Source organism: Micromonospora sp. BQ32 (assembly GCF_059358895.1).
On the sequence record NZ_JCADBI010000002.1, the window covers coordinates 248440 to 275167 of the forward strand.

At 70.4% G+C, this 26728-nt stretch carries 24 protein-coding genes and 1 pseudogene; 22 read left to right on the top strand and 3 right to left on the bottom strand.

Annotation, left to right across the window (positions count from 1 at the left end; all coding sequences use genetic code 11):
* Nucleotides 1-699: 699 nt before the first annotated feature.
* Nucleotides 700-1950 carry an HNH endonuclease signature motif containing protein gene (locus AC5L30_RS04755; RefSeq protein ID WP_494865625.1) on the bottom strand — a complete coding sequence of 417 codons (1251 nt, stop codon included), beginning with the start codon at nucleotides 1948-1950 and terminating at the stop codon, nucleotides 700-702.
* A gap of 298 nt (nucleotides 1951-2248) precedes the next feature.
* On the opposite strand from AC5L30_RS04755, the gene AC5L30_RS04760 reads away from it, so the two are divergent.
* A complete protein-coding gene (locus AC5L30_RS04760) occupies nucleotides 2249-3100 on the top strand; it encodes a menaquinone biosynthetic enzyme MqnA/MqnD family protein (RefSeq protein WP_494865627.1) in 852 nt (283 codons plus the stop codon).
* Nucleotides 3101-3202: 102 nt separating this feature from the next.
* On the opposite strand, the gene AC5L30_RS04765 is transcribed toward AC5L30_RS04760, so the two are convergent.
* Nucleotides 3203-4165 carry a serine hydrolase gene (locus AC5L30_RS04765; RefSeq protein ID WP_494865629.1) on the bottom strand — a complete coding sequence of 321 codons (963 nt, stop codon included), beginning with the start codon at nucleotides 4163-4165 and terminating at the stop codon, nucleotides 3203-3205.
* A complete protein-coding gene (locus AC5L30_RS04770; protein WP_494865631.1) occupies nucleotides 4165-5154 on the bottom strand; it encodes a hypothetical protein in 990 nt (329 codons plus the stop codon). Before AC5L30_RS04770 ends, AC5L30_RS04765 begins: the two co-directional genes overlap by 1 nt.
* A 370-nt stretch (nucleotides 5155-5524) precedes the next feature.
* On the opposite strand from AC5L30_RS04770, the gene paaA reads away from it, so the two are divergent.
* From paaA to nuoK, 21 genes and pseudogenes are all read left to right on the top strand, one after another.
* A complete protein-coding gene (gene paaA / locus AC5L30_RS04775; protein WP_494865633.1) occupies nucleotides 5525-6601 on the top strand; it encodes a 1,2-phenylacetyl-CoA epoxidase subunit PaaA in 1077 nt (358 codons plus the stop codon).
* Nucleotides 6598-6882, top strand: a complete 285-nt coding sequence (gene paaB, locus AC5L30_RS04780; RefSeq protein ID WP_091395615.1) for a 1,2-phenylacetyl-CoA epoxidase subunit PaaB — start codon at nucleotides 6598-6600, stop codon at nucleotides 6880-6882. The genes paaA and paaB overlap by 4 nt, the downstream gene beginning before the upstream one ends.
* Nucleotides 6883-6946: 64 nt before the next feature.
* Nucleotides 6947-7672, top strand: coding sequence for a 1,2-phenylacetyl-CoA epoxidase subunit PaaC (gene paaC, locus AC5L30_RS04785; RefSeq protein ID WP_494865635.1), 726 nt, complete (start codon nucleotides 6947-6949; stop codon nucleotides 7670-7672).
* Nucleotides 7669-8190 carry a 1,2-phenylacetyl-CoA epoxidase subunit PaaD gene (gene paaD / locus AC5L30_RS04790; protein ID WP_494865636.1) on the top strand — a complete coding sequence of 174 codons (522 nt, stop codon included), beginning with the start codon at nucleotides 7669-7671 and terminating at the stop codon, nucleotides 8188-8190. Before paaC ends, paaD begins: the two co-directional genes overlap by 4 nt.
* Complete coding sequence (gene paaE / locus AC5L30_RS04795) at nucleotides 8187-9296, top strand: 1,2-phenylacetyl-CoA epoxidase subunit PaaE (protein ID WP_494865637.1); 1110 nt, start codon at nucleotides 8187-8189, stop codon at nucleotides 9294-9296. Before paaD ends, paaE begins: the two co-directional genes overlap by 4 nt.
* A 258-nt stretch (nucleotides 9297-9554) precedes the next feature.
* Nucleotides 9555-10745: a cyclic dehypoxanthinyl futalosine synthase gene (gene mqnC, locus AC5L30_RS04800; protein WP_494865639.1), complete on the top strand. Its 1191-nt coding sequence runs from the start codon at nucleotides 9555-9557 to the stop codon at nucleotides 10743-10745.
* 374 nt (nucleotides 10746-11119) lie between these two features.
* Nucleotides 11120-12199, top strand: a pseudogene (locus AC5L30_RS04805) (cell wall anchor protein); the annotation flags it as partial.
* A gap of 672 nt (nucleotides 12200-12871) precedes the next feature.
* Nucleotides 12872-13582: a demethylmenaquinone methyltransferase gene (locus AC5L30_RS04810; protein ID WP_494865641.1), complete on the top strand. Its 711-nt coding sequence runs from the start codon at nucleotides 12872-12874 to the stop codon at nucleotides 13580-13582.
* Between the two features lie 87 nt (nucleotides 13583-13669).
* Nucleotides 13670-13894: a hypothetical protein gene (locus AC5L30_RS04815; protein WP_410819909.1), complete on the top strand. Its 225-nt coding sequence runs from the start codon at nucleotides 13670-13672 to the stop codon at nucleotides 13892-13894.
* A gap of 139 nt (nucleotides 13895-14033) precedes the next feature.
* Complete coding sequence (locus AC5L30_RS04820; RefSeq protein ID WP_494865643.1) at nucleotides 14034-15311, top strand: geranylgeranyl reductase family protein; 1278 nt, start codon at nucleotides 14034-14036, stop codon at nucleotides 15309-15311.
* A gap of 135 nt (nucleotides 15312-15446) precedes the next feature.
* On the top strand, nucleotides 15447-15812 hold the full coding sequence (locus AC5L30_RS04825; RefSeq protein ID WP_007454588.1) for an NADH-quinone oxidoreductase subunit A: 366 nt from the start codon (nucleotides 15447-15449) through the stop codon (nucleotides 15810-15812).
* Nucleotides 15813-15826: 14 nt separating this feature from the next.
* Complete coding sequence (locus tag AC5L30_RS04830; protein WP_088986765.1) at nucleotides 15827-16504, top strand: NuoB/complex I 20 kDa subunit family protein; 678 nt, start codon at nucleotides 15827-15829, stop codon at nucleotides 16502-16504.
* A complete protein-coding gene (locus AC5L30_RS04835; RefSeq protein ID WP_494865645.1) occupies nucleotides 16501-17238 on the top strand; it encodes an NADH-quinone oxidoreductase subunit C in 738 nt (245 codons plus the stop codon). Before AC5L30_RS04830 ends, AC5L30_RS04835 begins: the two co-directional genes overlap by 4 nt.
* 55 nt (nucleotides 17239-17293) lie before the next feature.
* Complete coding sequence (locus tag AC5L30_RS04840) at nucleotides 17294-18619, top strand: NADH-quinone oxidoreductase subunit D (RefSeq protein ID WP_387170811.1); 1326 nt, start codon at nucleotides 17294-17296, stop codon at nucleotides 18617-18619.
* A 52-nt stretch (nucleotides 18620-18671) separates the two neighbouring features.
* The gene (nuoE, locus tag AC5L30_RS04845) at nucleotides 18672-19844 is read left to right on the top strand and encodes an NADH-quinone oxidoreductase subunit NuoE (protein ID WP_494865646.1); all 1173 of its coding nucleotides are present in this window, start codon (nucleotides 18672-18674) and stop codon (nucleotides 19842-19844) included.
* Nucleotides 19841-21157: an NADH-quinone oxidoreductase subunit NuoF gene (nuoF, locus tag AC5L30_RS04850; RefSeq protein WP_494865648.1), complete on the top strand. Its 1317-nt coding sequence runs from the start codon at nucleotides 19841-19843 to the stop codon at nucleotides 21155-21157. Before nuoE ends, nuoF begins: the two co-directional genes overlap by 4 nt.
* Nucleotides 21157-23664 carry an NADH-quinone oxidoreductase subunit G gene (locus tag AC5L30_RS04855; protein WP_494865649.1) on the top strand — a complete coding sequence of 836 codons (2508 nt, stop codon included), beginning with the start codon at nucleotides 21157-21159 and terminating at the stop codon, nucleotides 23662-23664. Before nuoF ends, AC5L30_RS04855 begins: the two co-directional genes overlap by 1 nt.
* Nucleotides 23661-25013, top strand: coding sequence for an NADH-quinone oxidoreductase subunit NuoH (gene nuoH, locus AC5L30_RS04860; RefSeq protein ID WP_494865651.1), 1353 nt, complete (start codon nucleotides 23661-23663; stop codon nucleotides 25011-25013). The genes AC5L30_RS04855 and nuoH overlap by 4 nt, the downstream gene beginning before the upstream one ends.
* A 1-nt stretch (nucleotide 25014) precedes the next feature.
* Complete coding sequence (nuoI, locus tag AC5L30_RS04865) at nucleotides 25015-25656, top strand: NADH-quinone oxidoreductase subunit NuoI (protein WP_141907606.1); 642 nt, start codon at nucleotides 25015-25017, stop codon at nucleotides 25654-25656.
* Nucleotides 25653-26423, top strand: coding sequence for an NADH-quinone oxidoreductase subunit J (locus AC5L30_RS04870; protein WP_494865653.1), 771 nt, complete (start codon nucleotides 25653-25655; stop codon nucleotides 26421-26423). The genes nuoI and AC5L30_RS04870 overlap by 4 nt, the downstream gene beginning before the upstream one ends.
* Entirely contained in the window at nucleotides 26420-26719 is a 300-nt protein-coding gene (nuoK, locus tag AC5L30_RS04875) for an NADH-quinone oxidoreductase subunit NuoK (RefSeq protein ID WP_030486270.1), read from the top strand. The genes AC5L30_RS04870 and nuoK overlap by 4 nt, the downstream gene beginning before the upstream one ends.
* Nucleotides 26720-26728: the final 9 nt, after the last annotated feature.

Sequence of the window (26728 nt, forward strand, 5' to 3'; positions counted from 1 at the left end):
ATCCGAGACGGCGTGTTGCCCGGTCGCGGAGCCGCCGAAGCGGCGTGTTGACAGGTGGGCCGGCATCGAGATCGCCGCGATGCCGAGGTCGGGTGCCGCCGGGCGACCACCCCCCCGCGCCCTGTCCCGCGCCGTTCGCCCCGCGCCGTTCCCCTGCGTCCCGCGCTGTTCGCCCCCGCGCCGTTCCCCTGCGTCCCGCGCTGATCCCCTGCGTCCCGCGCTGACCGCCGTGCGTCCCGAGCCGTGCCCCGCGCACTCAGCGGGGTTCGGCCCAGCCGACGAAACGCGGGGTCAGGCGCCCCTGGCCCGCCGTGCCCCGCGCACTGGGCCGTGCCTCCGCCGCCCCGTGCGCCGTGCCTCGCGCACTGCTCCGTGCACCCGCACGTGCGCCCCTGCCCCGCGCGGCGCCGTGCCCCCGTCGTGCCCCGCCCCCTGCACGTGCCGTGATCGACTCGATTTTCATGAAGTCGCGGTGTCGGGGTCGCTGCGACACCGCGGTTTCCAGGAAGCGGAGTCGATCACCGGGAGGCGCGGCTGGGGCGGCAAGGGCCAGCAGGAATGTATGGTCGCTGGTCGCTGGTCGCTGGTCGCTGGTCGCTGGTCGCTGGTCGCTGGTCGCTGGTCGCTGGTCGCCGGTCGCCGGTCGCCGGTCGCCGGGCGCGGGCGCGGGCGCGGGCGGTGCGGGTGTGGTCGGTGGCATCAGCAGCGCCGGTGGTAGAGGTTGCGACGTGGAGTGCGCAGCGGGTCGAGCCAGCTGGGCGGGAGGAACTCAGGCTGACCGTCTGCCGCGATACGGACCGTCCAGTCGCCGCGGTGGATGAACCGGTGGTGGTAGCCGCAGAGCAGCACCGCGTTGCCCAGCGCCGTCACGCCACCGTCGGCCCAGTGTCGGATGTGGTGACCGTCGCACCACCTTGGTGGCCGGTCACAACCAGGAAAGGCGCAACCGCCATCCCGCAGGACCAGCGCGCGCCGTAACGGCCCGGTGAAGAGCCGGCGCTGGCGACCGACGTCCAGCACCTGACTGTTGCCATCAAGCACAGCGGGCAGCACGCCAGCGTCGCAGGCCAGGCGGCGGATCGCGCCGGGCGTGAGGCGGGTGCCCGTCTCCAGCGTTCCGGCTCGTACGCCGTTGACCAGCTCGTCCAGCGACACGGTCACCACCAGTTGCGGACGGTCGCCACCGTTGTCGGGCAGCTGACCGGTGCGTAGCGCCAGTCGGCAGATCTCGCCCAACGCGTCGGCGCGGCGCTGACCAGGACTGCGGTCGTCGTGCTCACCGGCTGGGGCGCAGAGCGGATCGATGGCCTCGCGCAGCAGGCTCGCAGTTTCGGTGTCGAGGTTGCCGCTGAGGCGTACCTGCCCGTTCTGTTGCTCGGCGAGCGTGACGTGCCGGCGGACCTCGGCCCGCTCGGTGGCCCGCTCCAGAGCCTTGAGCTCAGCCTGGTCGGCCAGCTCCGGGGCGACGTGCGTGAGAACGCGTTCGCCGAGCCGGCTCAGGCTTGTCGGATCGAAACGGTCAGCCCAGGTGACCAGGAGTTGGGTGGCTTTGTCCGCCACTTCGGGACCGGCTTCCACCGGGAGGGCGGCGATCGTCTCGGCCACCACCCGCCCCTGCTCGACGGTGATGGCACCGCTGAGCAGCGCGTCGCGCACCGCTGGCGGGGCGGCGTCGATGGTGGCGGCGAGTTGGACCAGTTGGCGCGCAGTGCGACCGGAGAGCCGGAGCCGATCCCGCAGCCAGACCGCCGTGGACGAGGCGCCCTGGGCGACCGCCAACCCGCGACCGTCCAACTCGCGGACCAGACCGAGCTGAACAGTGGTCAGCCGCTGCGCCAGCGCCTGAGTCGCGTCGAGAGAAGCAAGCAACTCGTCATCGGAGAGCCCCCAGGGCGCAGTCTCGGTGCAGTCGTCAACCGCACCGCCCATCTGCGCCAACGCCTCCAACATGAAGCCAGAATAGAACTGATGTACGACACTTTCGGATTAGTGTTGATCAATGGATGGGAGCTAAAATTCGTCGATCATTGTGAGCCGCCGCTGGCTCGCCGTACGACTGGCCAGGCGGCTTGACGACGACGGCGCGTTGGTACGTGGGGTGCTGGCCACTCTGGCTGTGCGCAGCCTGATGGTGCTGCTCGCGGCGACCTGCCGGCAGCCGACCGGCAATCAGCCGGTCAAGTGCGGGGTTGGCCACTCCGGGCCGGCCCGCCGAGCCGGAGCCGGACGCCGGGGATACGGTCGGGCCATGGCTGAGCGCATCGCACGCCCGCGAGTCGGGCACATCCAGTTCCTGAACTGCCTGCCGATCTACTGGGGTCTGATGCGCTCCGGTGCGCTGCTCGACGTCGACCTGCACAAGGATTCGCCGGACCGGTTGAGCGCGGCGTTGGTCGCCGGTGACCTCGACGTCGGCCCGATCACGTTGTTGGAGTACCTGAAGCACGCCGACGAACTGCTGCTCCTGCCGGACCTGGCGGTGGGCAGCGACGGGCCGGTGCTCTCGGTCAACATGGTCTCCACCCGACCCCTCGCCGAGTTGGACGGCGCCCGGGTCGCGCTCGGCTCGACCTCGCGGACCGGGGTCATGCTGGCTCAGCTGTTGCTCGCCGAGCAGTACGACGTGCGGCCCGAGTACTTCCGCTGCCCGCCGGATCTGACCCAGATGCTGCTGGAGGCCGACGCCGCCGTGCTGATCGGGGACGTGGCGCTGCGGGCGTACTACGAGGCGCCGCAGAAGGGTCTCACGGTCACCGACCTCGGGCAGGCGTGGCGGGAGTGGACCGGGCTGCCGATGGTCTTCGCCGTCTGGGCGGTCCGCCGCGACTTCGCCGCCGCCCACCCGGGCCTGGTCAAGGAGGTGCACGAGGCTTTCCTGCGCTCGCGGGACCTCTGCCTGGCGGAGCTGGACCAGGTCGCCGAGGCGGCGGCCCGCTGGGAGACGTTCGACGCGGAGACGCTGGCCACGTACTTCCGGACTCTTGACTTCTCCCTGGGCGACCGGCAGGTCGCCGGGCTGCGCGAGTGGGCCCGGCGGGCCGCCGCCATCGGCGAGGCCCCGGCGCTGCCGGACGGCGGCCCGGAGTTCTTCGCCGGCTGACCGCTGCCGCCGGGCCCGTCAGAGCGCCGGGCCCGTCAGAGCACCGGGCCCGTCAGAGCACCGGGCCCGTCAGAGCGTCGGGCCCGGGTCGGAGTGGACGGCTCAGGTACCGGGGCGGAGCAGTGCCTCGGTGATCTTCTCGCAGTTCTTCATGCCGTAGTCGTAGCCCATGTTGATCGGGTACTTGACCATCACGCCCATCGTCCAGGTGTCACCGATGGCCAGGCAGTTGATGTGCATCTCCTGCTCCTTGGTCCGGTCGATCCACCCGTTCTTGATGGCGATCTTCTTCTGCTCGGCGGCCGGGAATGCCTTGCGGATACCGAAGTCGCCGGCGCCGCGAACCAGCTTCATCTCGTTGAGCAGCCACTTGGTCCACTTCGGCCCGGCGGCGGTGCCGGTGGCGATGCAGTTGCCCATCCGGGCGGTGTCTCGGGGGGAGAGCGCCGTCCGACTCCAGCCGCCGTCGGGGGCAACGCTGCTGTCGGTCAGCTTGCACATGGAGATGAGCCGCTTGATCGAGGCGTCCCGGTCGACCTGGTTGTAGAACTGTTCGGCCCGGGTGTTGTCGCTGTCCCGGATGATCCGCGTCGCGTCGGCGAGCTTCGCGTCGCTCGGGGCCTGGCCGGCGTCGGCCGCGCGACGAAGGTAGTCGGCGACGATCCAGGCCTTGATCAGCGAGGCGGTCGTGCTGGTCTCGGCCATGTTCTTCGAACCGATGATCTTTCCGGTGCGGCGGTCGAGGACGCTCCAGGAATACCAGCCCTCGATGTCCAGTTTGAGGTCCTTGGCCACGAAGGGCAGCGGCTCCAGCGACGGGCTGGGGCTCGGTGACGGCGAGGACGGCTGGCGGGCGCTGCGGTCGGTGCCGGCATCGGTGGGGCGGTCGCTCGTGCTGGAGCCGGCGTCACCCCACCTGGCGGCGGCGGACGACTCGAACGGCGACCCGGGCAGCAGCCGCAGCGACACCAGCACCAGCCCGATCAGGATGACCGCGACGGCGATCAGCCGAATCGGGGAGGTCTCGCCGCTGCCGCGGCGGTCCACCCGACGGTTGCCGGCCATCAGAGCTTGCCGACCGGTTGCTGCGGCACCTTGAGGGCGGCGCCCGGCTGCGGGGTGACCAGTTGGGTGGTCACACTGGCGCAGACCTTCGCGCCGTAGTCCAGACCGCTCCTGATCGGGTAGCGCAGCATCACCGCGAGGCTCCACTTGCTGGTGACGGCGAGACAGTTGACGTGCCAGTTGCCGTCGTAGTTGAGGGGGGTCCAGCCGTTCTTGATGCTGACCGGACCCTGCGAGGTGATCGACTTGGGTAGCCCGTCGATGATCCCCCAGCGGCCACCGCCGGACGAGGACCGCTGATCCTTGGTCGCGGTGGTGCCCCTGACCTTGCTCATCTGGTCCAGCACCCACTTGGTCCACTTCGGGCCGGCGGCCTTACCGTCGGCGATGCAGTCGCCGACCCGGGCCGCGTCGCGGGGGGACATCCGGGTGAAGCTCCAGTAGCCGGTGTACGGCTTGACGTTGCCACGCTTGGTGTCGGTCAGCCCGCAGATCTTGATCGCTCGTTGGATCACCGCGTCGGGAATGCTGCTCGACGAGGGCTTGTAGGAGCCACCCGCAGCGGCGTGGATCTTGTTGGCCGCCCCGTCGTTGCTGTCGACGATGGCGAGGCTAGCCATCGTCTTCATCGCTGCGGGCGGCTCCTTGTCGCCGAGCTGCCGCAGGTAGTCGGAGACGATCCACGCCTTGATCATCGATTCGGTGGAGCTGGTCGCTGTCATGTTCGGCGACCCGGAGATCTTGCCCGTCTTCCGGTCCAGCAGGGCCCACGAGAGGAACTCACCCTTGAAGCTCACCGACACCGGGCCGGCCGCCAGGGTGGGCGGCGGTGGTGGGGTGGGTGCGGGCGCGGCGACGCTCGACGTACCGCCTCCGCCGCCTCCGCCGCTGCCGTCACTGGCGAGTCGGGCGTACGCGGTGGGGACCAGCAGGACGCCGCCGAGCACGACCGCCGTGATGGCGAGCACCAGGGTCACGCGGGATCGCATGAGTGGGTGAACTCCAGGTGTCAGGGCCGGGGGGACCGGCTTGTTGTCCGGACGTATCGGCTGATCGCCATGGCCGGGGGGAGATGGCCTGTGTCTGGCGGCGATTGTCTCAAGCCGATCGGTGTGACGGCGAAAGTCTACGTCCGGTTCGCTGACCCGCCAGGGTTCGACACTAGGCAACCCGGGATAAAGGCGGGATATGGGGCCGCTATGAGGTTTTTGCAGGGATTCACCTTTGTCTCGTGGCCCACGTCACGGCGATTCGTCGGCAGTTAGGTAGCGCAAAGCGCTCATCCGCTTACAGATGGGATGCTCGGATTCCTGTTACACCCCCTGGTGCAACGCGGCGTAAGCTGTAACACTTAGCCTCATGTATGGCAACGACTTCTCCGCCCCGAACGGTGCCCCGGACGAGGCGCCCGGCGGCCTGCTGGGCGAGGTCGAGGCCGCCGAGGCCGAGCTGCGGGCAGCGGCGGCGCGCGGGCGGCGTGGCGGGCCCGCGCCGGACGAGGACCTGGCCGCGTACTTCGCCGAGGTGGTCGACGCCGAGCAGAAGATCGAGCCCCGCGACTGGATGCCCGACGCGTACCGGCGGACGCTGATCCGGCAGATCGCCCAGCACGCCCACTCCGAGATCATCGGCATGCAGCCGGAGGGCAACTGGATCAGCCGGGCGCCGTCGCTCAAGCGCAAGGCGATCCTGCTGGCCAAGGTGCAGGACGAGGCGGGTCACGGCCTCTACCTCTACGCCGCCGCCGAGACCCTCGGCATCAGCCGCGACGAGCTGGTCCAGCTGCTGCTCGACGGCCGCCAGAAGTACAGCTCGATCTTCAACTACCCCACCCTCAGCTGGGCCGACGTGGGCGCCATCGGGTGGTTGGTGGACGGCGCCGCGATCGTCAACCAGGTGCCGCTCTGCCGCTGCTCCTACGGCCCGTACGCCCGCGCGATGATCCGGGTCTGCAAGGAGGAGTCGTTCCACCAGCGGCAGGGGTACGAGATCCTGCACACCCTGGCGCACGGCACCCCCGGGCAGCAGGCGATGGCCCAGGAGGCGGTGGACCGTTGGTGGTACCCGTCGCTGGCCATGTTCGGCCCGCCGGACGGCGACTCCACGCACTCCGCCCAGTCGATGGTCTGGAAGATCAAACGCTTCTCGAACGACGATCTGCGGCAACGCTTCGTCGACATGTGCGTCCAGCAGGCCGAGATTCTCGGGCTGCGCATCCCCGACGCGGACCTGCGCTGGAACGACGAGCGGCAGGCGTACGACTACACCCAGCCGGACTACGACGAGCTGATGCGGGTGATCTCCGGCGACGGGCCGTGCAACCGCGAGCGGATGGCCCACCGCCGGGCCGCGCACGCCGATGGCAGCTGGGTACGCGAGGCCGCAGCGGCGTACGCCGCGAAGCGGGCGGGACAGAAGGAGACGGTCGCAGCATGACGCAACACACCCCGCTCTGGGAGGTCTTCGTGCGGGCCCGGCGCGGGCTGTCGCACACCCACGTCGGCAGCCTGCACGCCCCCGACGCCGAGCTCGCCCTGCGCAACGCCCGCGACCTCTACACCCGCCGCCAGGAGGGCGTGTCGATCTGGGTGGTGCCGGCGGGCGCGATCACCGCGTCCAGCCCGGACGAGAAGGACGCCTTCTTCGACCCGGCCGCCGACAAGGTCTACCGCCACCCCACCTTCTACGAGGTGCCGGACGGGGTGGCCCACCTGTGAGCGAGCGGAGCGAGCGAACCAGCCAGCGCAGCAACGTGGCCGCCGAGCACAGCGAGGTGAACGCGTGAACGGGCCCTTCGACTTCACCCTCGCGCTCGCTGACGACGCGTTGATCACGGCCCAGCGGCTGGCCGAGTGGACCACCCGCGCCCCGGAGATGGAAGAGGACATCGCGCTGGCCAACATCGCCCTCGACCAGCTCGGCGCGGCGCGCCTGCTGCTGTCGTACGCGGGCGAGCTGGAGGGCGCCGGCCGCGACGAGGACGCGCTGGCGTACCTGCGCGACGATCGCGAGTTCCGCAACGCGCTCCTGGTCGAGCTGCCCAACGGCGACTTCGCGGTGACGATGGCGAAGCTGTTCTTCCTGGCGGCGTACCAACTGCCGCTGTACACGGCACTGACGGACTGCGCGGACGAGCGGTTGGCCGCGATCGGCGCGAAGGCGCGCAAGGAGTCGGCGTACCACCTGGACCACGGCGCGTTGTGGGTGAAGCGGCTCGGTGACGGCACCGAGGAGTCGCATCGTCGGATGCAGGCGGCTGTGGACCACGTGTGGCCGTACACCCATGAGCTGTTCGCCGCGGACCCGGCGGCGCCGGTCGACCCGGCCACCCTGCGGCCGGCGTTCGACGGGGTCGTCGGCCCGGTGCTGGCCGAGGCGACGCTCGCCCAGCCGGACAGCGCCTGGGCCCCGGCCGGCGGGCGGGCCGGTGTGCACACCGAGCACCTGGCCTACCTGCTCGCCGAGATGCAGGTGCTGCACCGGGCCCACCCCGGAGCGCACTGGTGAGCGGGAGGAGCGCGAGCCCGGCAGCCGCGGCCGGCACCGGCAGGGCGAGCGCGCGGGAGGCCGCCGCGAGCGTCGTGGACCCGGAGATCCGGGTCATCACCATCGACGAGCTGGGGATCCTGCGCGCGGTCGAGGAGGATCCGGCCAGTGGCCGGGTCACCGTCACCATCACCCCGACCTACACCGGCTGCCCGGCGATGGACGTGATCCGGGCCGACATCCGCCGCGCGCTCGCCGCTGCCGGCCACCCGGACGCGGAAGTCCGGACCGTCTACAGCCCACCGTGGAGCACCGACTGGATCTCCGAGGGTGGGCGGGCCAAACTCGCCGCCGCCGGGATCGCCCCGCCGGCCCCGGTGCCCACCGCCGGCGTCGTGTCGCTGACCCTCGCGGTCCGCTGCCCGCAGTGCGGCTCGCCGGAGACCGAGCAGGTCAGCCGGTTCGGCTCCACCGCGTGCAAGGCGCTGTGGCGGTGCCGTTCCTGCTCCGAACCCTTCGACCACCTGAAGGCGCTGTGACTGTCACCATCACCCGCCCGGTTCGCCGCCGGCCGGTCTTCCACCCGTTGTCCGTCGCCGCCGTCGACCGGCTCACCGACGACTCCGTGGCGGTGACCTTCGCCGTACCCGAGGAACTGCGGGAGACCTTCGCGTTTCGCGCCGGTCAGCACCTCACGGTCCGGCGAGTTGCCGAGGACGGCGCGGACGTGCGCCGGTCGTACTCGATCTGCTCCACCCCCGACGACCTGGCCCGGCACGGCCGGTTGCGGATCGGGGTGCGGGAGATCCCCGGCGGCGCCTTCTCGGCGTTCGCCTGCGGGGCCCTGCGCGGTGGCGACACGGTCGAGGTGCTGCCGCCGCTGGGCACCTTCACCACGGCGTTCGCGCCGGACCGCGCCCGGCACTATGGCGCGGTCGTCGCCGGCTCCGGCATCACCCCGGTGCTCGCGCTGGTCGCGACCGCCCTGGCCGTCGAGCCGGCCAGCACCTTCACCCTGGTGTACGGCAACCGCACGGCGAACACGGTGATGTTCGCCGAGGAGTTGGCCGACCTGAAGGACCGTCACCCCACCCGGCTGCACCTGGTGCACGTCCTCTCCCGGGAACAGGGCGAGTCGCCGCTGCTCTCCGGTCGGATCGACGCCGAGCGGCTGAGCCGGTTGCTGGGCACCATCGTGCCGGGCGACCTGATCGAGGAGTGGTTCCTCTGCGGCCCGTACGGCATGGTGGTCGACGTCCGGAACGTGCTGACCGCACGCGGGCTGCCCGAGTCGGCGGTGCACACCGAGCTGTTCCACGTCGACACGCCGCCGGAGCCGGTGCGCCGACCCGTCGACCAGGCGGGCGCCGGGGCCGAGGTGACGATCGTGCTGGACGGAAGGTCGTCGAGCTTCACCATGGGTCGCGAGGAACGCGTGCTGGACGCCGCGCTGAAGGTGCGCGGCGAGCTGCCGTACGCCTGCAAGGGTGGCGTCTGCTCGACCTGCAAGGCGAAGGTTGTCGACGGGGCGGTCACGATGGCCCGCAACTACGCGCTGGAGCCTGACGAGCTGGCCGCCGGCTACGTGCTGACCTGCCAGTCCAGCCCGACCACCGACAAGCTCACGGTCGACTACGACGGGTGACCTACTCCGCGTGCCGGGGGCGGGGCGGCCATCTCGGTGAGCGGGGCGGGGCCGCTCCGCCCGCGCCGATCTTGCAGTTTCGGTCGCCGAGATGCGCGGAACGCCCCCTATGCCGCCACAGCAAGTGCAAGATCGCGGAAAGGGCGCAGCTCGACCTCGTCGAGATTCTGGTTCCAGCCCGCTCAAGGGTGTGCGGAGCGAATCACAGCCATGAACACCCCTCCCGGAAGGGGCGCGTCGTCGGCGTAGGCTCGGGGTGTGACGGTGAGCCGGGAGATCGACGACATCCTGCAGCGCGGCGCGGACGGCGGGCGGATCACGCCCGAGGAGGCGCTGCTGCTCTACACCGAGGCGCCCTTCCACGCGCTGGGCGAGGCGGCGGACGCGGTGCGTCGGCGGCGCTACCCGGACAACGTCGTCACCTACCTGATCGACCGCAACATCAACTACACGAACGTCTGCGTGACGGCGTGCAAGTTCTGCGCGTTCTACCGCGCTCCCAAACACAAGGAAGGGTGGACCCACCCGACCGAGGAGATCCTGCGCCGGTGCGGCGAGGCGGTCGAGCTGGGCGCGACCCAGGTGATGCTCCAGGGCGGGCACCACCCGGACTACGGCGTGGAGTACTACGAGGAGCTGTTCTCCTCGGTCAAGCAGGCGTACCCGCAGCTGGTCATCCACTCGATCGGCCCCAGCGAGATCCTGCACATGGCCAAGGTCTCCGGGGTGAGCCTGGACGAGGCAATCGCCCGGATCAAGACCGCCGGCCTGGACTCGATCGCCGGCGCCGGCGCGGAGATGCTGCCCGAGCGGCCCCGCAAGGCCATCGCGCCCCTCAAGGAGTCGGGCGAGCGCTGGCTGGAGGTCATGGAGCTGGCCCACCGGCAGGGCATCGAGTCGACCGCCACCATGATGATGGGCACCGGCGAGACGCACGCCGAGCGGATCGAGCACCTGCGCATGATCCGGGACGTGCAGGACCGCACCCGCGGTTTCCGGTCCTTCATCCCGTGGACGTACCAGCCGGAGAACAACCACCTGAAGGGCCGCACCCAGGCGACCACCTTGGAATACCTGCGGCTGGTCGCGGTGGCCCGGCTCTTCTTCGAGACCGTGCCGCACCTACAGGCGTCCTGGCTGACCACCGGCAAGGACGTCGGGCAGCTCGCGCTGCACATGGGCGTGGACGACCTCGGCTCGATCATGCTGGAGGAGAACGTCATCTCCTCCGCCGGTGCCCGGCACCGCTCCAACCTGCACGAGCTGATCGGCATGATCCGCTCGGCGGACCGGATCCCCGCCCAGCGCGACACCCTCTACAACCGGCTGGCCGTGCACCACACGCCGGCCGACGACCCGACCGACGAGCGGGTGGTCTCGCACTTCTCCTCGATCGCGCTGCCCGGCGGCGGCGCGGGTCGATCTCTGCCCCTGGTCGACGTCAGCTGACTGTCGGCGCCCGGCCGTTCGGCTGACCGACGCTCATGCTCCCGCCGGATCACCCCGGCGGTACGGGTGGTCCCCGCCGCCGCAGCGTCCAGCTGTCCGGTGCGGGGGTGGTGGGAATGATCGTCGGCGGCTAGCGTCCCGGCTCATATCCGTCACCACCGTCGACCGACGGGGCTGTCCTCCATCGGCCCGCTGCGGGTCGTTCATATAACGCACGGCGGTACGGGCGGGATGGGCGACCATCCCGCCCGTACTGTCTGCCCAGCTCGGACCGGGCTGCTGAAAACGGCTCTGCCTGCTGGCGTGGAACATCGGCCTCCGATAGCGTCCGCTCGTTCCGCAACCATTCTCTCTTCCCTACCCCCGGGGGACTGATGACAGCGTTCCACCGCTCGACGTTGGTGCGTGCCAGCGTCGTGGCGCTGCTCGCGGCCGGCGGCATCGCCGCCGTGGCCGCCCCAGTGCTGGCGGCCGAGCAGGCCGATCTGGCCCTGGTGCCGCTCAGTTACAACCTGGCCAAGGGTGTCACCGAGGCCAAGAGCAAGCCGTTCAAGTTCTCGGTCGACAACTCCCGGAGCGAGGAAGACGCCAAGGGTGTCAGTTACACCGTGGACACCAGCAAGCTGAAGCCGAACAAGGTCCGGGTCGTGGTGCCCGACGGCTGCCGGGTGGACGGCAAGAAATTCACCTGCCGCCTCGGCGATCTGGCCGCCGGCACCAGCGAGGACTTCGGCATTCCGATCTTCTCTACCGGTGGTAAGGGCGCCGCCGGCACGCTGGTGGTCACCATCCGCTCGGCCACCGATGACCCCAACAAGGAAGACAACAAGGTCGAGCACGACATCACCGTCACCGAGCCCGGGTACGACCTGACCAGCTGGGTGCAGGACGTCAACGCCAACGTCGTGGTCAACGGCGTCAGCGGCGACGACCCCGACCTTCGGCCGGTGCGGCCGGGCGAGACGGTGCCGGTCGACTGGGCGGTCTACAACGACGGCAGCCGCAAGGCCACCGGCCTCGCCTATGTGCTCACCCTCCCGGCGGGCGTCACCTTCGACACCCTGCCGGACACGTGCACCGCGCAGACCTTCGGCGTCGCTCAGGCGCTCTGTCAGGACGACGGCGCGGTGATCCGGCCCGGGGACTACTACACGGCGGACATCAAGGTGACCGTCGGCAAGGACGTCACCGAGCCGGTGCTGCGGGTCGGCGAACTGGTGGCGCACGGTCTGGACGCGGCAGCCGGTGCGCCCGAGGGGAGGCCGCAGCGGGCCAACACCGCTCAGCGGAAGACCTTCACCGAGGTCGACGAGGGCGACAACCAGGCGATCTTTGACGTCTTCGTCGACCTGAGCGAGGACCCGACGCCGACGCCGACGGTCACCCCGACGGAGTCGCCGACGCCGACTGTCACTCCGACCGAGTCGCCGACGCCTACGCCGACGCCTACCCCGTCGGAGACGCCGATTCCGACGCCGACGGTCAGCCCGACGGAGACGCCTACGCCGACGCCTACCCCGTCGGAGTCGCCGATTCCGACGCCGACGGTCACCCCGACGGAGACGCCTACGCCGACGCCTACCCCGTCGGAGTCGCCGACTCCGACGCCGACTGTCACTCCGACCGAGACACCGACCCCGACGCCGACGGAGACGCCGACGGTCACGCCGACGCCGACCGCGACGGCCACCCCGACGCCGCTCCCGAGCGGTACGACGACGCCGGGCACGACGGTCTCGCCGGGTGCCGGTGGCGGCTCCGACGGTGGCGGCTCGGGCGGTGGTGGCCTGCCGGTGACCGGTGTGCAGGTCGGCCTGATCGGCGGCATCGGTGTGATCATCCTGCTCGTGGGTGGGGCGCTGCTGGTGCTCACCCGTCGCCGCAAGGTGGTCCTGGTCTCGCCAACCGACGAGAAGTCGACCGACTGACACCGACGCCTGACCGGCGGCACGCGGCAGAGGCGCGACCGCGAGGAGTGCGAGGGCAACCCGCGTTCTGGCCGAGGTGTCATGAACGCAGGCACGACGTGAGGGCGGGGTGGGCGACCACCCCGCCCTCACCCGTACCCGGTGCGTGCCGCGGCACCCAGCGAGCGTCGGTTGACGGGCGGCTGGCAGAGTGGAGGGGTGAGCCGTACCCCGCAGGGCCAGCGCGCCAGTCTGGACAAGCAGCCGCACGAGGTCGCCGCGATGTTCGACGGCGTGGCAGAGCGTTACGACCTGACCAACACGGTGATCTCGCTGGGCCAGGACCGCTCCTGGCGCCGGTCCACCCGGGCGGCACTCGGGCTGCGGCCGGGCGAGCGGGTGCTGGACGTGGGGGCGGGCACCGGCGTCTCGACGCGCGAGCTGGCCCAGTCCGGGGCGTACGCGGTCGGGGTCGACCTGTCGCTGGGCATGTTGTACGCGGGCAAGCGGTCCCGACCCGAGGTGCCGCTGCTGGCGGGGGACGCGCTGCGGCTGCCGTTCGCCGACGCCAGCTTCGACGCGGTGACCATCTCCTTCGCGCTGCGCAACGTCAACGACACCGACGCGGCGCTGCGTGAGCTGGCCCGGGTGACCCGGCCGGGTGGCCGGCTGGTGGTCTGCGAGTTCAGCACCCCGGTCAACCCGGTCTTCCGGACGGTCTACCTGTCGTACCTGATGCGGTCGCTGCCGGCGGTGGCCCGCACGGTGTCGAGCAACCCCGAGGCGTACGTCTATCTCGCCGAGTCGGTCCGGGCCTGGCCGGCGCAGTCCGCGCTGGCCGGGCGGGTGGCCGCGGCCGGGTGGGGACGTGTGGCGTGGCGCAACCTGACCGGCGGTGTGGTGGCCCTGCACCGGGGGATCCGCGAGTAGCGGACGGGCCGCACCAACGGGCACGGACATTTTTCACGTTCCGCTAATATCCGGCTTTAGTCCACTTTGCCCCGTACGCTCGATCGCATGACCGGAGCAGACCCGGCGGACCCGGTGGCCGCCACCGACGACGACGCGGCCGAACTCATCGCCCAGTTGCGCGAATTGGCCGGGGCCGACCCGGTGGAGGTCCGGCAGGTGGTCGCCGAGGTGTTGGCGGCACTGGACCGGGCGGCCGGTGGGGCGCTCCGTGAGCATCTGCCGGAGACGATCCGGGTCGACGCGGGCCTGGACGCCGCCAGCCCGGCCTGACACCTGACTGCTGTGGACGGTCATCTGCTGTCACATCGGCGAGTTAGGTACCCCTGATCCTGCGCTGGTATGACGCCGGTCATACACTCGTCCCGTCTGGCTTGTGAAGCATTTCACGAGCGTGCGGGAGGAGGCGCGAATGACCGCGGTGGAACACGACGCCGACGTCATTGTCGTGGGCGCCGGTCCCGGTGGATCAGCGACTGCGTACCACCTGGCCCGGCACGGCGTACGGGTGCTGTTGTTGGAGAAGACCGAATTCCCCCGGGAGAAGGTCTGCGGCGACGGGTTGACCCCGCGCGCGGTGCGCCAGCTCATCCGGATGGGTGTGGACACCTCGCCCGAGGCTGGCTGGCTGCACAACCGCGGCCTGCGGGTCATCGGCGGTGGGGTCCGCCTGGAGCTGGACTGGCCGGAGCTGGCCAGCTTCCCCAACTACGGTCTGGTGCGCACCCGACTGGACTTCGACGACCTGCTCGCCCAGCGGGCGGTGGCCGCCGGCGCGAAGCTGCGGACCAGCGTCAACGTGTTGGGCCCGGTGCTCGACGACGACGGCCGCGTGACCGGTGTCGAGGCGGAGGTCGGGCCGGGCAAGGAGCCCACCACCTTCCACGCCCCGCTGGTCGTCGCGGCGGACGGCGTCTCCGGCCGGTTCCCGCTCGCGCTCGGGCTGGCCAAGCGGGAGGACCGGCCGATCGGTGTGGCCGTCCGCCGCTACTACCGCTCGCGGGCCAAGCACGAGGACAACTACCTGGAGTCCTGGCTGGAGCTGCGCAGCAAGGACAGCGGCGACAACCTGCTGCCCGGGTACGGGTGGATCTTCGGCCTCGGTGACGGGCGGGTCAACGTCGGCCTCGGCGTGCTCAACTCGTCCTCGGCCTTCGGCAAGACCAACTACCGCCGGCTGCTCACCGACTGGCTCGCCAACACCCCGGAAGACTGGGGGATGACCGACGAGACCAACGCCGACGGTCCGATCCTCGGTGCCGCGCTGCCGATGGGCTTCAACCGGGTGCCCCACTACACCCGGGGCGTGCTGCTGGTCGGCGACTCGGGCGGCATGGTCAACCCGTTCAACGGTGAGGGCATCGCGTACGCCATGGAGTCCGGCGAACTCGCCGCGGAGGCCATGGTCCAGGCCCTCGCCCGGCCGGCCGGCCCGGAACGGGAGCGCGCGCTGATGGCGTACCCGAACGAGCTGAAGGCCCGGCTCGGCGGCTACTACCGGCTGGGCGGCATCTTCGTGAAACTGATCGGCCGCCCCGAGATCATGCGGATCGCCACCAAACACGGCATGCCGCACCCGACGCTGATGCGTTTCGTGCTCAAGCTGTTGGCCAACCTGACCGACCCGCGCGGCGGGGACGCGATGGATCGGGTCATCAACGCGATGACGAAGGCCGCCCCAGCCGTATAAGTAGGACGGCATCGGTGCTGGTCACGGCCCCGATGCCGACAAAGATCGACCCCCGCCGACTGCCACTGCGAGGGACGTGAATAGTGTGATTTTCGTCAAGCACCGAGGGCAGGGAAGGACGAGCAGGAGAAAACGATGTCGCTCTCGCCTTACGCACCGATCATCGGGCTGTTCGCCCTCGCCGCGGCGTTCTCGCTGTTTTCCGTTGGCGCCGCCCGCTTCGCCGGTCCCCGTCGCTACAACAAGGCCAAACTCGAGGCTTACGAGTGCGGCATCGAGCCCAGCCCGCAGCCGGTCGGCGGCGGGCGGTTCCCGATCAAGTTCTACCTGACGGCGATGCTCTTCATCGTCTTCGACATCGAGATCATCTTCCTCTACCCCTGGGCGGTCTCGTTCGACGCTCTGCCGATCTTCGGCTTCGTGGAGATGGTCCTGTTCATCGTCGCGGTCTTCGTTGCGTACGCCTACGTGTGGCGGCGCGGCGGCCTGGACTGGGACTGAGGAAGGAACGTCAGATGGGCATCGAGGAGAAGCTTCCCGCCGGCGTCCTGCTCACCTCGGTGGAGAAGCTGGTCAACTGGTCTCGGAAGTCGTCCGTGTGGGGCGCCACCTTCGGCCTGGCCTGCTGCGCCATCGAGATGATGGCCGCCGGTGGTCCGCACTACGACATGGGCCGCTGGGGCATGGAGGTCTTCCGGGCGTCGCCCCGGCAGGCCGACCTGATGATCGTGGCCGGCCGGGTGAGTCAGAAGATGGCCCCGGTGCTGCGCCAGATCTACGACCAGATGGCCGAGCCGCGCTGGGTGCTCTCGATGGGCGTCTGCGCCAGCAGCGGCGGCATGTTCAACAACTACGCGATCGTGCAGGGCGTCGACCACGTGGTGCCGGTCGACATGTACCTCCCCGGCTGCCCGCCCCGGCCGGAGATGCTCATCGACGCGATCCTCAAGCTCCGCGAGAAGATCATGTACGAGCCGCTGGGCCCGAACGGTCGCAAGATGCTCGCGGCCCGGCAGGAGCGCGGCGACGTTCCGGTCGTGCCCTACGGCTCGATGCCCTCCTCGTACCGCAGCGACAAGGCCCGGCGCGCCGAGTGGACCCGGGCGGTCCGCGAGGGCCGCGAGGAGCAGCTGCGGATCGAGAACTGGATGAACGCTCAGAACCACCTCCACCCGCAGGTAGGCCCGAAATGACGTCACCCACGGACAAGCCCAACGACGGCGGGGTGCCGGTGCCGGTCACGCCGGTCGGCGCCAGCAGCACCGCCCCGGCCGAGTACCCGCCGGCCAGCCCGGCGGGGCGCGGCATGTTCGGCAACCAGGGCACCGGCGACGTGTCCGGTTACGGCGGCCTGGTCCGCCAGCGCCAGCCCATCGAGGAGGCGTCCCGGCCGTACGGGGGCTACTTCGACGAGGTCCGCGACGCGCTGGAGGAGGCGTACCCGGCCTTCGGTGACGCGATCGAGAAGGTCGTGGTCGACCGGGGTGAGCTGACCCTGCACGTACGCCCGGAGCGGATCGCCGAGGTCTGCCAGGTGATGCGGGACGACCTGGCGCTGCGGTTCGAGCTGTGCTCCTCGGTGTCCGGCGTGGACTACCTGGGCGCCGACGAACGCCGGCTGCACGTGGTCTACCTGCTCACCTCGATGACGTACCGGCGGCGGGTCCGGCTGGAGGCCGCGGTCTCCGTCGAGGCCCCGCACCTGCCCAGCGTGACCGCCGTCTACCCGACGGCGGACTGGCAGGAGCGCGAGGCGTACGACATGTTCGGCATCGTCTTCGACGGCCACCCCAGCCTGACCCGGATCCTCATGCCGGACGACTGGGAGGGCCACCCGCAGCGCAAGGACTACCCGCTCGGCGGCGTCCCCGTCGAGTACAAGGGCGCGGAGATCCAGCCGCCGGACACGCGGAGGTCGTACCAGTGAGCGCGAGGAGTGCAGCGGAGCGGAGCCCCGCAGTCGCGATCGGAGGGCCGGCACTGTGACGACGTCGAACTACGCCAGCGAGCGCGAGACCGACGAGGGTCGGGTCTTCACCGTCACCGGCGGGGACTGGGACACGATCGTCGCGGGCACCGACCCGATCAACGACGAGCGGATCGTGGTCAACATGGGTCCGCAGCACCCGTCCACGCACGGGGTGCTGCGGCTGATCCTTGAGCTGGAGGGCGAGACGGTCCGCGAGGCCCGCTCGGTCGTCGGCTACCTGCACACCGGCATCGAGAAGAACCTCGAATACCGCAACTGGGTTCAGGGCTCGACGTTCGTGACCCGGATGGACTACCTCGCCCCGATCTTCAACGAGACGGCGTACGCCCTCGCGGTCGAGAAGCTGCTCGGCATCACCGACGACATCACCGAGCGGGCCACCACCATCCGCGTGCTGATGATGGAGCTCAACCGGATCTCGTCGCACCTGGTCTGGCTGGCCACCACCGGCATGGAGCTGGGCGCGATCTCGATCATGCTGTACGGCTTCCGCGAGCGGGAGTACATCCTCGACATCTTCGAGACCATCACCGGCCTGCGGATGAACCACGCGTACGTCCGGCCGGGCGGTGTGGCGCAGGACGTGCCGGACGACGCGATCGTCAAGATCCGCGAGTTCCTCAAGATGATGCCGAAGAAGCTCAAGGAGTACGAGGACCTCCTCTCCGGTCAGCCGATCTGGACCGAGCGGACGAAGAACGTCGCGGTGCTGGACGTGACCGGCTGCGTGGCCCTCGGCATCACCGGCCCGGTGCTGCGCTCCGCCGGCCTCGCCTGGGACCTGCGCAAGACCATGCCGTACTGCGGCTACGAGAATTACGAGTTCGACGTGCCGACCCACCCCGACGGTGACGTGTGGGGCCGCTACCAGGTCCGGCTCGCCGAGATCCGGGAGTCGATGAAGCTGGTCGAGCAGGCGCTGGACCGGCTCCGCCCGGGCCCGGTGATGGTCGCCGACCGCAAGATCGCCTGGCCGGCGCAGCTGGCCATCGGCGTGGACGGCATGGGCAACTCGCTGGAGCACGTCGCGAAGATCATGGGTCAGTCGATGGAGTCGCTGATCCACCACTTCAAGCTGGTGACCGAGGGCTTCCGGGTCCCGCCCGGCCAGGTGTACGTCGCCATCGAGGCGCCCCGCGGCGAGCTGGGTGTCCACGCGGTCTCCGACGGTGGCACCCGGCCCTACCGGGTGCACTACCGGGAGCCGAGCTTCGTCAACCTGCAGGCCCTCCCGGCGATGGCCGAGGGCGGTCTGATCGCCGACGTGATCGCCGGCGGCGCCTCGTTGGACCCGGTCATGGGTGGGTGTGACAGGTGAGTGCGAGGAGTGAGCTTGCGAGCCCCGCAGTCGCGAACGGAAGGCGGCTCTGATGACGACGACTTTCACTGACGAGACCCGGGAGCGGGCGCGCGAGATCATCGCCCGTTACCCGGCGGACCGGTCCCGCTCGGCGTTGCTGCCGCTGCTGCACCTGGTGCAGGCCGAGGAGGGGTACGTCTCCCCGGCCGGGGTCGCCTTCTGTGCCGAGGTGCTGGGGCTGAACAAGGCCCAGGTCGGCGCGGTGGCCACCTTCTACACGATGTACAAGCGCAAGCCGACCGGTGACTTCCTGGTCAGCGTCTGCACCAACACGATGTGCAACGTGCTCGGTGGCCAGGAGGTCTACGACACCCTCGCCGAGCACCTGGGCGTCGGGCACGACGAGACCACCGCCGACGGCACGATCACGCTGGAGCACGCCGAGTGCCTGGCGGCGTGCGACTACGGCCCGGTGATGACGGTCAACTACGACTTCTTCGACGGCGTGGACGCCTCCACCGCGGTCGGTGTGGTCGACGAGCTGCGCGCCGGCGGCCGGCCGATGCCGACCCGGGGCGCCCGGCTCTGCACGCTCAAGGAGATGGCGGTGCAGCTCGCCGGTTTCGCCGACGAGCGCGACGGCGCCGTCGCCGACGGCGGGCCGGGCGAGCCCACCCTGCGCGGGCTGCGGCTGGCCCAGCAGCACGGCGTGTCGGTGCCGGGCTTCGACCCGAACACGCCGATCCGCAGCAAGGCCGAGGCCGACAAGGCCGCCGCCGAGGCGAAGGCGAAGGCGGAGGCCGCCAAGCCGGCGCCCGCCGAGGCCAGCGCGGCACCGGTCAAGGGTGGCGACGGGGCGTCCGCCCCGACGGGGGCGGCCGGGGTCGCCGGGCCGGCGAAGCCAGAGGCCGCCACCGGCAGCACCACCCGCGACGTGAAGGCACCCGACGACAAGTCGCCGCAGGTGCGTACCGCCGAGACCCGGCAGCCGGACGCGGACACGGCAGTGCCGGACGCCCCTGGCACGAAGGTCCCGGCGGACGGCACCGGCACCGCGCCCGAGGCTGGTGACGCGCGGTCGGCCGAGGCCGCCGGCGTGGCGGCCAACGCGCCGGCCGGCGACGGCAAGCCCGCCGGCGACGAGGCCGGGGCGCAGGAGCGCAACCTCACCGAAGCGAAGGCTGGGACGGACGCCGACGGCGCCGGACCGGCGGACGCGAACGAAACGGGGGCCCAGAAGTGACCACTCCCCGCCCGGAGACGCTGGCCAAGCTGACGCCGGTGCTGACCAAGCGCTGGCTGTCGCCGGACGCCTGGCAAATCGGCACGTACGAGCAGCTGGACGGCTACGCCGCGCTGCGCAAGGCGCTCAAGGCGCACCCGGACGACCTGATCCAGCTGATCAAGGACTCCGGGCTGCGGGGCCGAGGCGGCGCCGGCTTCCCCACCGGCCTCAAGTGGGGCTTCATCCCGCAGGGCGACGGTAAGCCGCACTACCTGGTGGTCAACGCCGACGAGGGCGAGCCGGGCACCTGCAAGGACCTGCCGCTGATGACCCACGACCCGCACTCGCTGGTCGAGGGCGTGATCATCGCGTCGTACGCGATCCGGGCCGCCCGCGCCTACATCTACATCCGGGGCGAGGCGGTGCACGCCGCGCGTCGGCTGCGCAACGCGGTCCAGGAGGCGTACGACAAGGGTTACCTGGGCCGGAACATCCTGCGCAGCGGCTACGACCTGGAACTGGTGGTGCACTCCGGCGCCGGGGCGTACATCTGCGGCGAGGAGACGGCGCTGCTGGACTCGCTGGAGGGGTTCCGGGGGCAGCCCCGGCTGCGCCCGCCGTTCCCGGCCACCCACGGCCTGTACGCGAGCCCGACGGTGGTGAACAACGTCGGCACCATCGCCAGCGTGCCGCCGATCGTGCTCGGTGGGGCCGACTGGTGGAAGAGCATGGGCACCGAGAAGTCCTCCGGGCCGATGATCTACTCGCTCTCCGGCCGGGTCGCCAACCCTGGCCAGTACGAGTGCTCGATGGGTGTCACGCTGCGCGAGCTGCTGGAGCTGGCCGGTGGTATGCAGCCCGGCCACAACCTGCGGTTCTGGACCCCGGGCGGCTCGTCCACCCCGCTGCTCGCCGCCGAGCACCTGGACGTGCCACTGGACTTCGAGGGGGTGGCGGCGGCCGGCTCGATCCTCGGCACCACGGCCACCCAGATCTTCTCCGACCAGGACTGCCCGGTCTACGCGACGTACCGGTGGCTGGAGTTCTACCACCACGAGTCGTGCGGCAAGTGCACCCCGTGCCGCGAGGGCAACTACTGGATGGTCCGGGTCTACCGGCGGATCCTCGCCGGTCAGGGCACCCACGAAGACCTGGACACCCTGCTGGACACCTGCGACAACATCCTCGGCCGCTCGTTCTGCGGCCTCGGTGACGGCGCGACCAGCTCGGTGACCTCCTCGCTGAAGTACTTCAAGCAGGACTACCTCGACTACATCGAGGGTCGGACCGCACCCAAGCTGTCGGAGAAGACCCTGGTAGGGGCGCACTGATGACCGACGTAGCCAAGCAGACCGAGACCGTCACCCTCACCATCGACGGCGTCGAGGTCACCGCCCCCAAGGGGACGCTGCTGATCCGGGTCGCCGAGCAGATGGGCACCGAGATCCCCCGGTTCTGCGACCACCCGCTGCTGGCTCCGGCCGGCGCGTGCCGGCAGTGCCTGGTCGAGGTGGAGGGGCAGCGCAAGCCGGTGGCCTCCTGCACCCAGACCGTCGCCGACGGCATGGTCGTGCGCACCCAGATCACCTCCCCGGTGGCCAAGAAGGCGCAGGAGGGGGTGATGGAGCTGCTGCTGCTCAACCACCCGCTGGACTGCCCGATGTGTGACAAGGGCGGTGAGTGCCCGCTCCAGAACCAGGCGATGTCCACCGGCCGCACCGACTCGCGCTTCCACGAGCACAAGCGGGAGTACGAGAAGCCGATGGCGATCAGCAGCCAGGTGCTGCTGGACCGCGAGCGCTGCGTGCTCTGCCAGCGGTGCACCCGGTTCTCCGAGGAGATCGCCGGCGACAAGTTCATCGACCTGATGGGCCGGTCGTCCGCCGAGGAGATCAACATCTACCGGGACGACGCGTACGGCGAAGAGGGCGACGCCGGCGACGTTCCGTTCAACTCCTACTTCTCCGGCAACACCGTGCAGATCTGCCCGGTGGGTGCGCTGACCGGTGCTCAGTACCGCTTCCGTGCCCGCCCGTTCGACCTGGTCTCCAGCCCGAGCGTCTGCGAGCACTGCTCCGCCGGCTGCGGGCAGCGCACCGACTGGCGGCGCGGCAAGGTGCTGCGCCGGCTGGCCGGCGACGAGCCCGCGGTGAACGAGGAGTGGAACTGCGACAAGGGCCGGTGGGGCTTCCAGTACACCCGGGCCGCCGACCGGCTGACCACTCCGCTGGTCCGCGACGAGCACACCGGTGAGCTGCGCGAGGCGTCCTGGAGTGAGGCGCTCACCGTCGCCGCCGAGGGGCTGCACACGGCCCGGGAGAGCGGGCAGGGCACGGCCGTGCTCACCGGTGGTCGACTGACCGTCGAGGACGCGTACGCGTACGCCAAGTTCGCCCGGGTCGCGTTGAACACCAACGACATCGACTTCCGGGCCCGGCCGGTCTCCCGCGAGGAGGCCGACTTCCTGGCCAGCTCGGTCGCCGGGGTCACCGACGTCACCTACACCGACGTGGAGAACGCGCCGGCGGTGGTGCTGGTCGGCCTGGAGCCCGAGGAGGAGTGCCCGATCCTCTTCCTGCGGCTGCGCAAGGCGTACCTGAAGAAGACCCTGACGGTGTACGCGCTGGCGCCCTTCGCCACCCGCGGCCTGGAGAAGCTCGGTGCCAAGCTGGCCCGGGTGGTGCCGGGCGAGGAGGCCAGCGTGCTCGCCGAGCACGCCACGGTCAGTGAGGCGCTGAGCGCACCGGGCGCGATCCTGATCGTCGGCGAGCGGTTGGCCTCCGTGCCGGGTGGGCTCTCCGCCGCGGCCGACGTGGCCCGGCGTACCGGCGCGAAGCTGGCCTGGGTGCCGCGGCGCGCGGGTGACCGCGGCGCGGTCGACGCGGGCTGCCTGCCCAACCTGCTCCCCGGTGGACGCCTGGTCACCGAGCCGGCCGCCCGGGCCGAGCTGGGTGAGGCGTGGGACATCCCGGCCGGGGTGATCCCGAGCCAGGCCGGCCGGGACACCGACGGCATCCTCACCGCGGCCGCCAACGGCCAGCTCGGCGCGCTGGTCGTCGGCGGTGTCGACCCGGCCGACCTGGCCGACCCGCGGCTGGCCGAGTCCGCCCTGGACGCGGTGCCGTTCCTGGTCAGCCTCGAGCTTCGCGCCAGCGCGGTGACCCGACGGGCGAACGTGGTGCTGCCGGTCGCCCCGGTGGCCGAGAAGGCCGGCAGCTTCCTGGACTGGGAGGGCCGGCTGCGCCCGTTCGAGGCGGTGCTGAACACCGCCGCGATGACCGACGGCCGGGTGCTCGACGCGCTGGCCGCGCTGCTCGACGTGCGCCTCGGCACGGCCGACGTGCCGAGCGTGCGTCGCGAGCTGGGCACGCTGCCGGCGACGCGTACGTCTCGGCCGGCCGCGCCGTCGGTCGCGCCGGGTCGGGTGCCGCAGCCGAACGCCGGGGAGGCCGTGCTGGCCACCTGGCACCAGCTGGTGGACCTCGGCACCCTGACCGAGGGCGACGAGAACCTTGCCGGGACCGCCCGTCCGCCGGTGGTCCGGCTGGGTAAGGGCATCGCCGAGGCGCTCGGTGTGGTCGACGGTGACGCGGTCACGGTCGGCACCGACCGGGGGGCGCTGACCCTGCCGGCGGAACTCACCGAGATGCCGGACGGCGTGGTCTGGCTGCCGACCAACTCACCCGGCTCCACCGTGCGGCGCAGCCTCGGGGCGACGTCCGGCGCGGTCGTCCGGATCTCCGTCCCCGCACCGAGTACGGCCATCCCGGCCGGACGCGTGGCGGCCGACGAGACCGGTCTCCCGGGTCCGCTCCTCAACTCCGGGGGTAACCAGTGAGTCCGATCTACCTGGCCCAGGATCCGACGCTGGCCGACTTCGGCCGGGATCCGTGGTGGCTGGTTCTCGGCAAGATTGTCTTCGCGTTCGCCTTCGGCCTGCTGGCCACCCTGCTCGGGGTCTGGTTCGAACGGCGCGTGGTCGGTTACATGCAGGTGCGGCCCGGCCCCAACCAGGTCGGTCCGTTCGGCCTGCTGCAGACCCTCGCCGACGGCTTGAAGATGGCCTTCAAGGAGGACATCCTGCCGAAGGCGGCCGACAAGGTCGTCTACTTCTTCGCCCCGACGATCTCGGTGATCTGCGCGGTCACCGCCCTGTCGGTGGTGCCGTTCGGCCCGATGGTGAGCATCTTCGGTCACCACACGCCGTTGCAGGTCACCGACGTGCCGGTGGCGGTGCTGCTGCTGCTCGCCTGCTCCTCGATGGGCGTCTACGGCATCGTGCTGGGCGGCTGGGCCTCCGGCTCGACGTACCCGCTGCTGGGCGGTCTCCGGTCGAGTGCCCAGATGATCTCCTACGAGGTCGCCATGGGGCTCAGCATCGTGGCGGTCTTCATGACCGCCGGCACGATGAGCACCAGCGGGATCGTCGCCGCCCAGGGCGACGGCACCCAGCTGACCATCTTCGGCCAGACGATCCCGGCGCCGGGCTGGTACGCCATCCTGCTGCTGCCGAGCTTCATCATCTTCTTCATCGCCACGGTGGGTGAGACCAACCGGGCGCCGTTCGACCTTCCCGAGGCCGAGTCCGAGCTGGTCGCCGGCTTCATGACCGAGTACAGCTCGCTGAAGTTCGCGCTCTTCATGCTCAGCGAGTACGTCGCGATGGTGACCATGTCCGCGGTCACCACCACGCTGTTCCTGGGCGGATGGCGAGCACCCTGGCCGATCACCATCTGGGAGGGCGCCAACTCCGGTTGGTGGCCGATGCTCTGGTTCTTCGGCAAGGTGATCGCGCTGGTCTTCGTCTTCGTGTGGCTGCGTGGCACGCTGCCGCGGCTGCGGTACGACCAGTTCATGCGGCTCGGCTGGAAGGTGCTGCTGCCGATCAACCTGGTCTGGATCCTGGTCCTGTCGGGCCTGCGCTCCATCGAGGACTGGGACACCCGCGGCAAGGTGATCGCCGTCGGCATTCCGGCCGGCATCCTGCTGATCGCCACGATCTTCTGGCCCAGCCGGCGTCCGAAGCCGAAGCCGACGACGCAGGAACAGGTCGACAACCGGCCGCACGGGAGCTTCCCGCTGCCACCGATGGATCTTCAGGTACCACCGAGCCCGCGTATCACGCGCGTGGTCGCCGAGCGGGAGCCGGCCAACATCGTTGCCGGCTCGGACTCCAGGGAGGTGTGACGTGGGCGCGATCACCGGAACGTTCAAGGGATTCGGTGTCACCTTCTCGCACATGTTCAGGAAGGTCGTCACCACCGACTACCCGTTCAAGCCGCCGGTGTCGGCGCCGCGCTACCACGGGCGGCACATCCTCAACCGGCACCCGGACGGCCTGGAGAAGTGCATTGGCTGCGAGCTGTGCGCCTGGGCCTGCCCGGCGGACGCGATCTACGTCGAGGGTGGCGACAACACCGACGAGCAGCGCTTCTCGCCGGGTGAGCGGTACGCCAGCATCTACCAAATCAACTACGCCCGGTGCATCTTCTGCGGGCTGTGCATCGAGGCATGCCCGACCCGGTCGCTCACCATGAGCAACGAGTACGAGCTGGCCCGGGACAACCGGCAGGATCTGATCTTCACCAAGGAGCAGCTGCTCGCGCCGTTGCTCGAGGGCATGGAGCAGCCGCCGCACCCGATGCGGCTGGGTGACAGCGAGAAGGACTACTACGTCGGCGCGCTGGACAACCCGGGCACCTCCGCCGGTGCGGAGACGTCCCCGATGGGCCCCGGCCGCTACCAGGTCGAGGAGCACCCCGGCGTGACGTTCCCGGGCGCCGAGCAGGCCGCCCAGCGGGCCGCGGCCGGCAAGGGAGAGAAAGCATGACCACGTCTACGGTGCTGGCCGCGGCGGGTGGGGTGTCCGGTGGCGAGGAGGTCACCTTCTGGATCCTCGGTCCGCTCGCGCTGATCGGCGCGATCGGGATGGTGGCCGCCCGCAACGCGGTCCACTCCGCGCTCTGGCTGGTGCTCACCATGCTCTGTCTGGGCGTGTTCTACGTGCTCCAGGCCGGGCCGTTCATCGGCATGGTGCAGATCATCGTCTACACCGGCGCGATCATGATGCTCTTCCTCTTCGTGCTGATGCTGGTCGGACGGGACTCCACCGACTCGCTGATCGAGACGTTGCGGGGTCAACGGGTCGCCGCGATCGTGCTGGGGCTGGGCTTCGCCGGTCTGGTCGGCGGCGCGCTCTACCGGGCGCTGGATGGGACCACCGCGGTCGGCCTGGAGCAGGCCAACGCGGAGGGCAACGTGCAGGGCATCGCCCGACTGCTCTTCACCAAGTACGTCTTCGCGTTCGAGCTGACCTCGGCGCTGCTGATCACCGCGGCGGTCGGTGCCATGGTGCTCGCGCACATCGAGCGCCGTAAGCAGGACAAGGTCGACCAGCCGTCGACGATGCGGGCCCGTTTCGCGCCGGGCAACTACCCCGGCCCCAAGCCGGGCCCCGGCGTCTTCGCGACCTCGTCCTCGGTGGCCACCCCGGCTCGACTGCCGGACGGCCGGCTCTCCGAGCGGAGCACGCCGGACATCCTGCCGGTGCGGGAGCTGACCGCGCAGGAGACCACGCTGAAAGGTACGGACCAATGACGCCTGACTACTACCTGGTGCTCGCGGCGGTGCTGTTCACTATCGGCGCCGCCGGGGTGCTCGTCCGGCGCAACGCGATCGTGCTGTTCATGTGCGTGGAGCTGATGCTCAACGCGGCCAACCTGACGCTGGTCACCTTCAGCCGGATCAACGGTGATCTCAACGGTCAGATCATGGCGTTCTTCGTGATGGTGGTGGCGGCGGCCGAGGTCGTGGTCGGGCTCGCGATCATCATGTCCATCTTCCGGACGCGACGCTCGGCGAGTGTCGACGACGCCAACCTGCTCAAGTACTAGAGGGGTCCA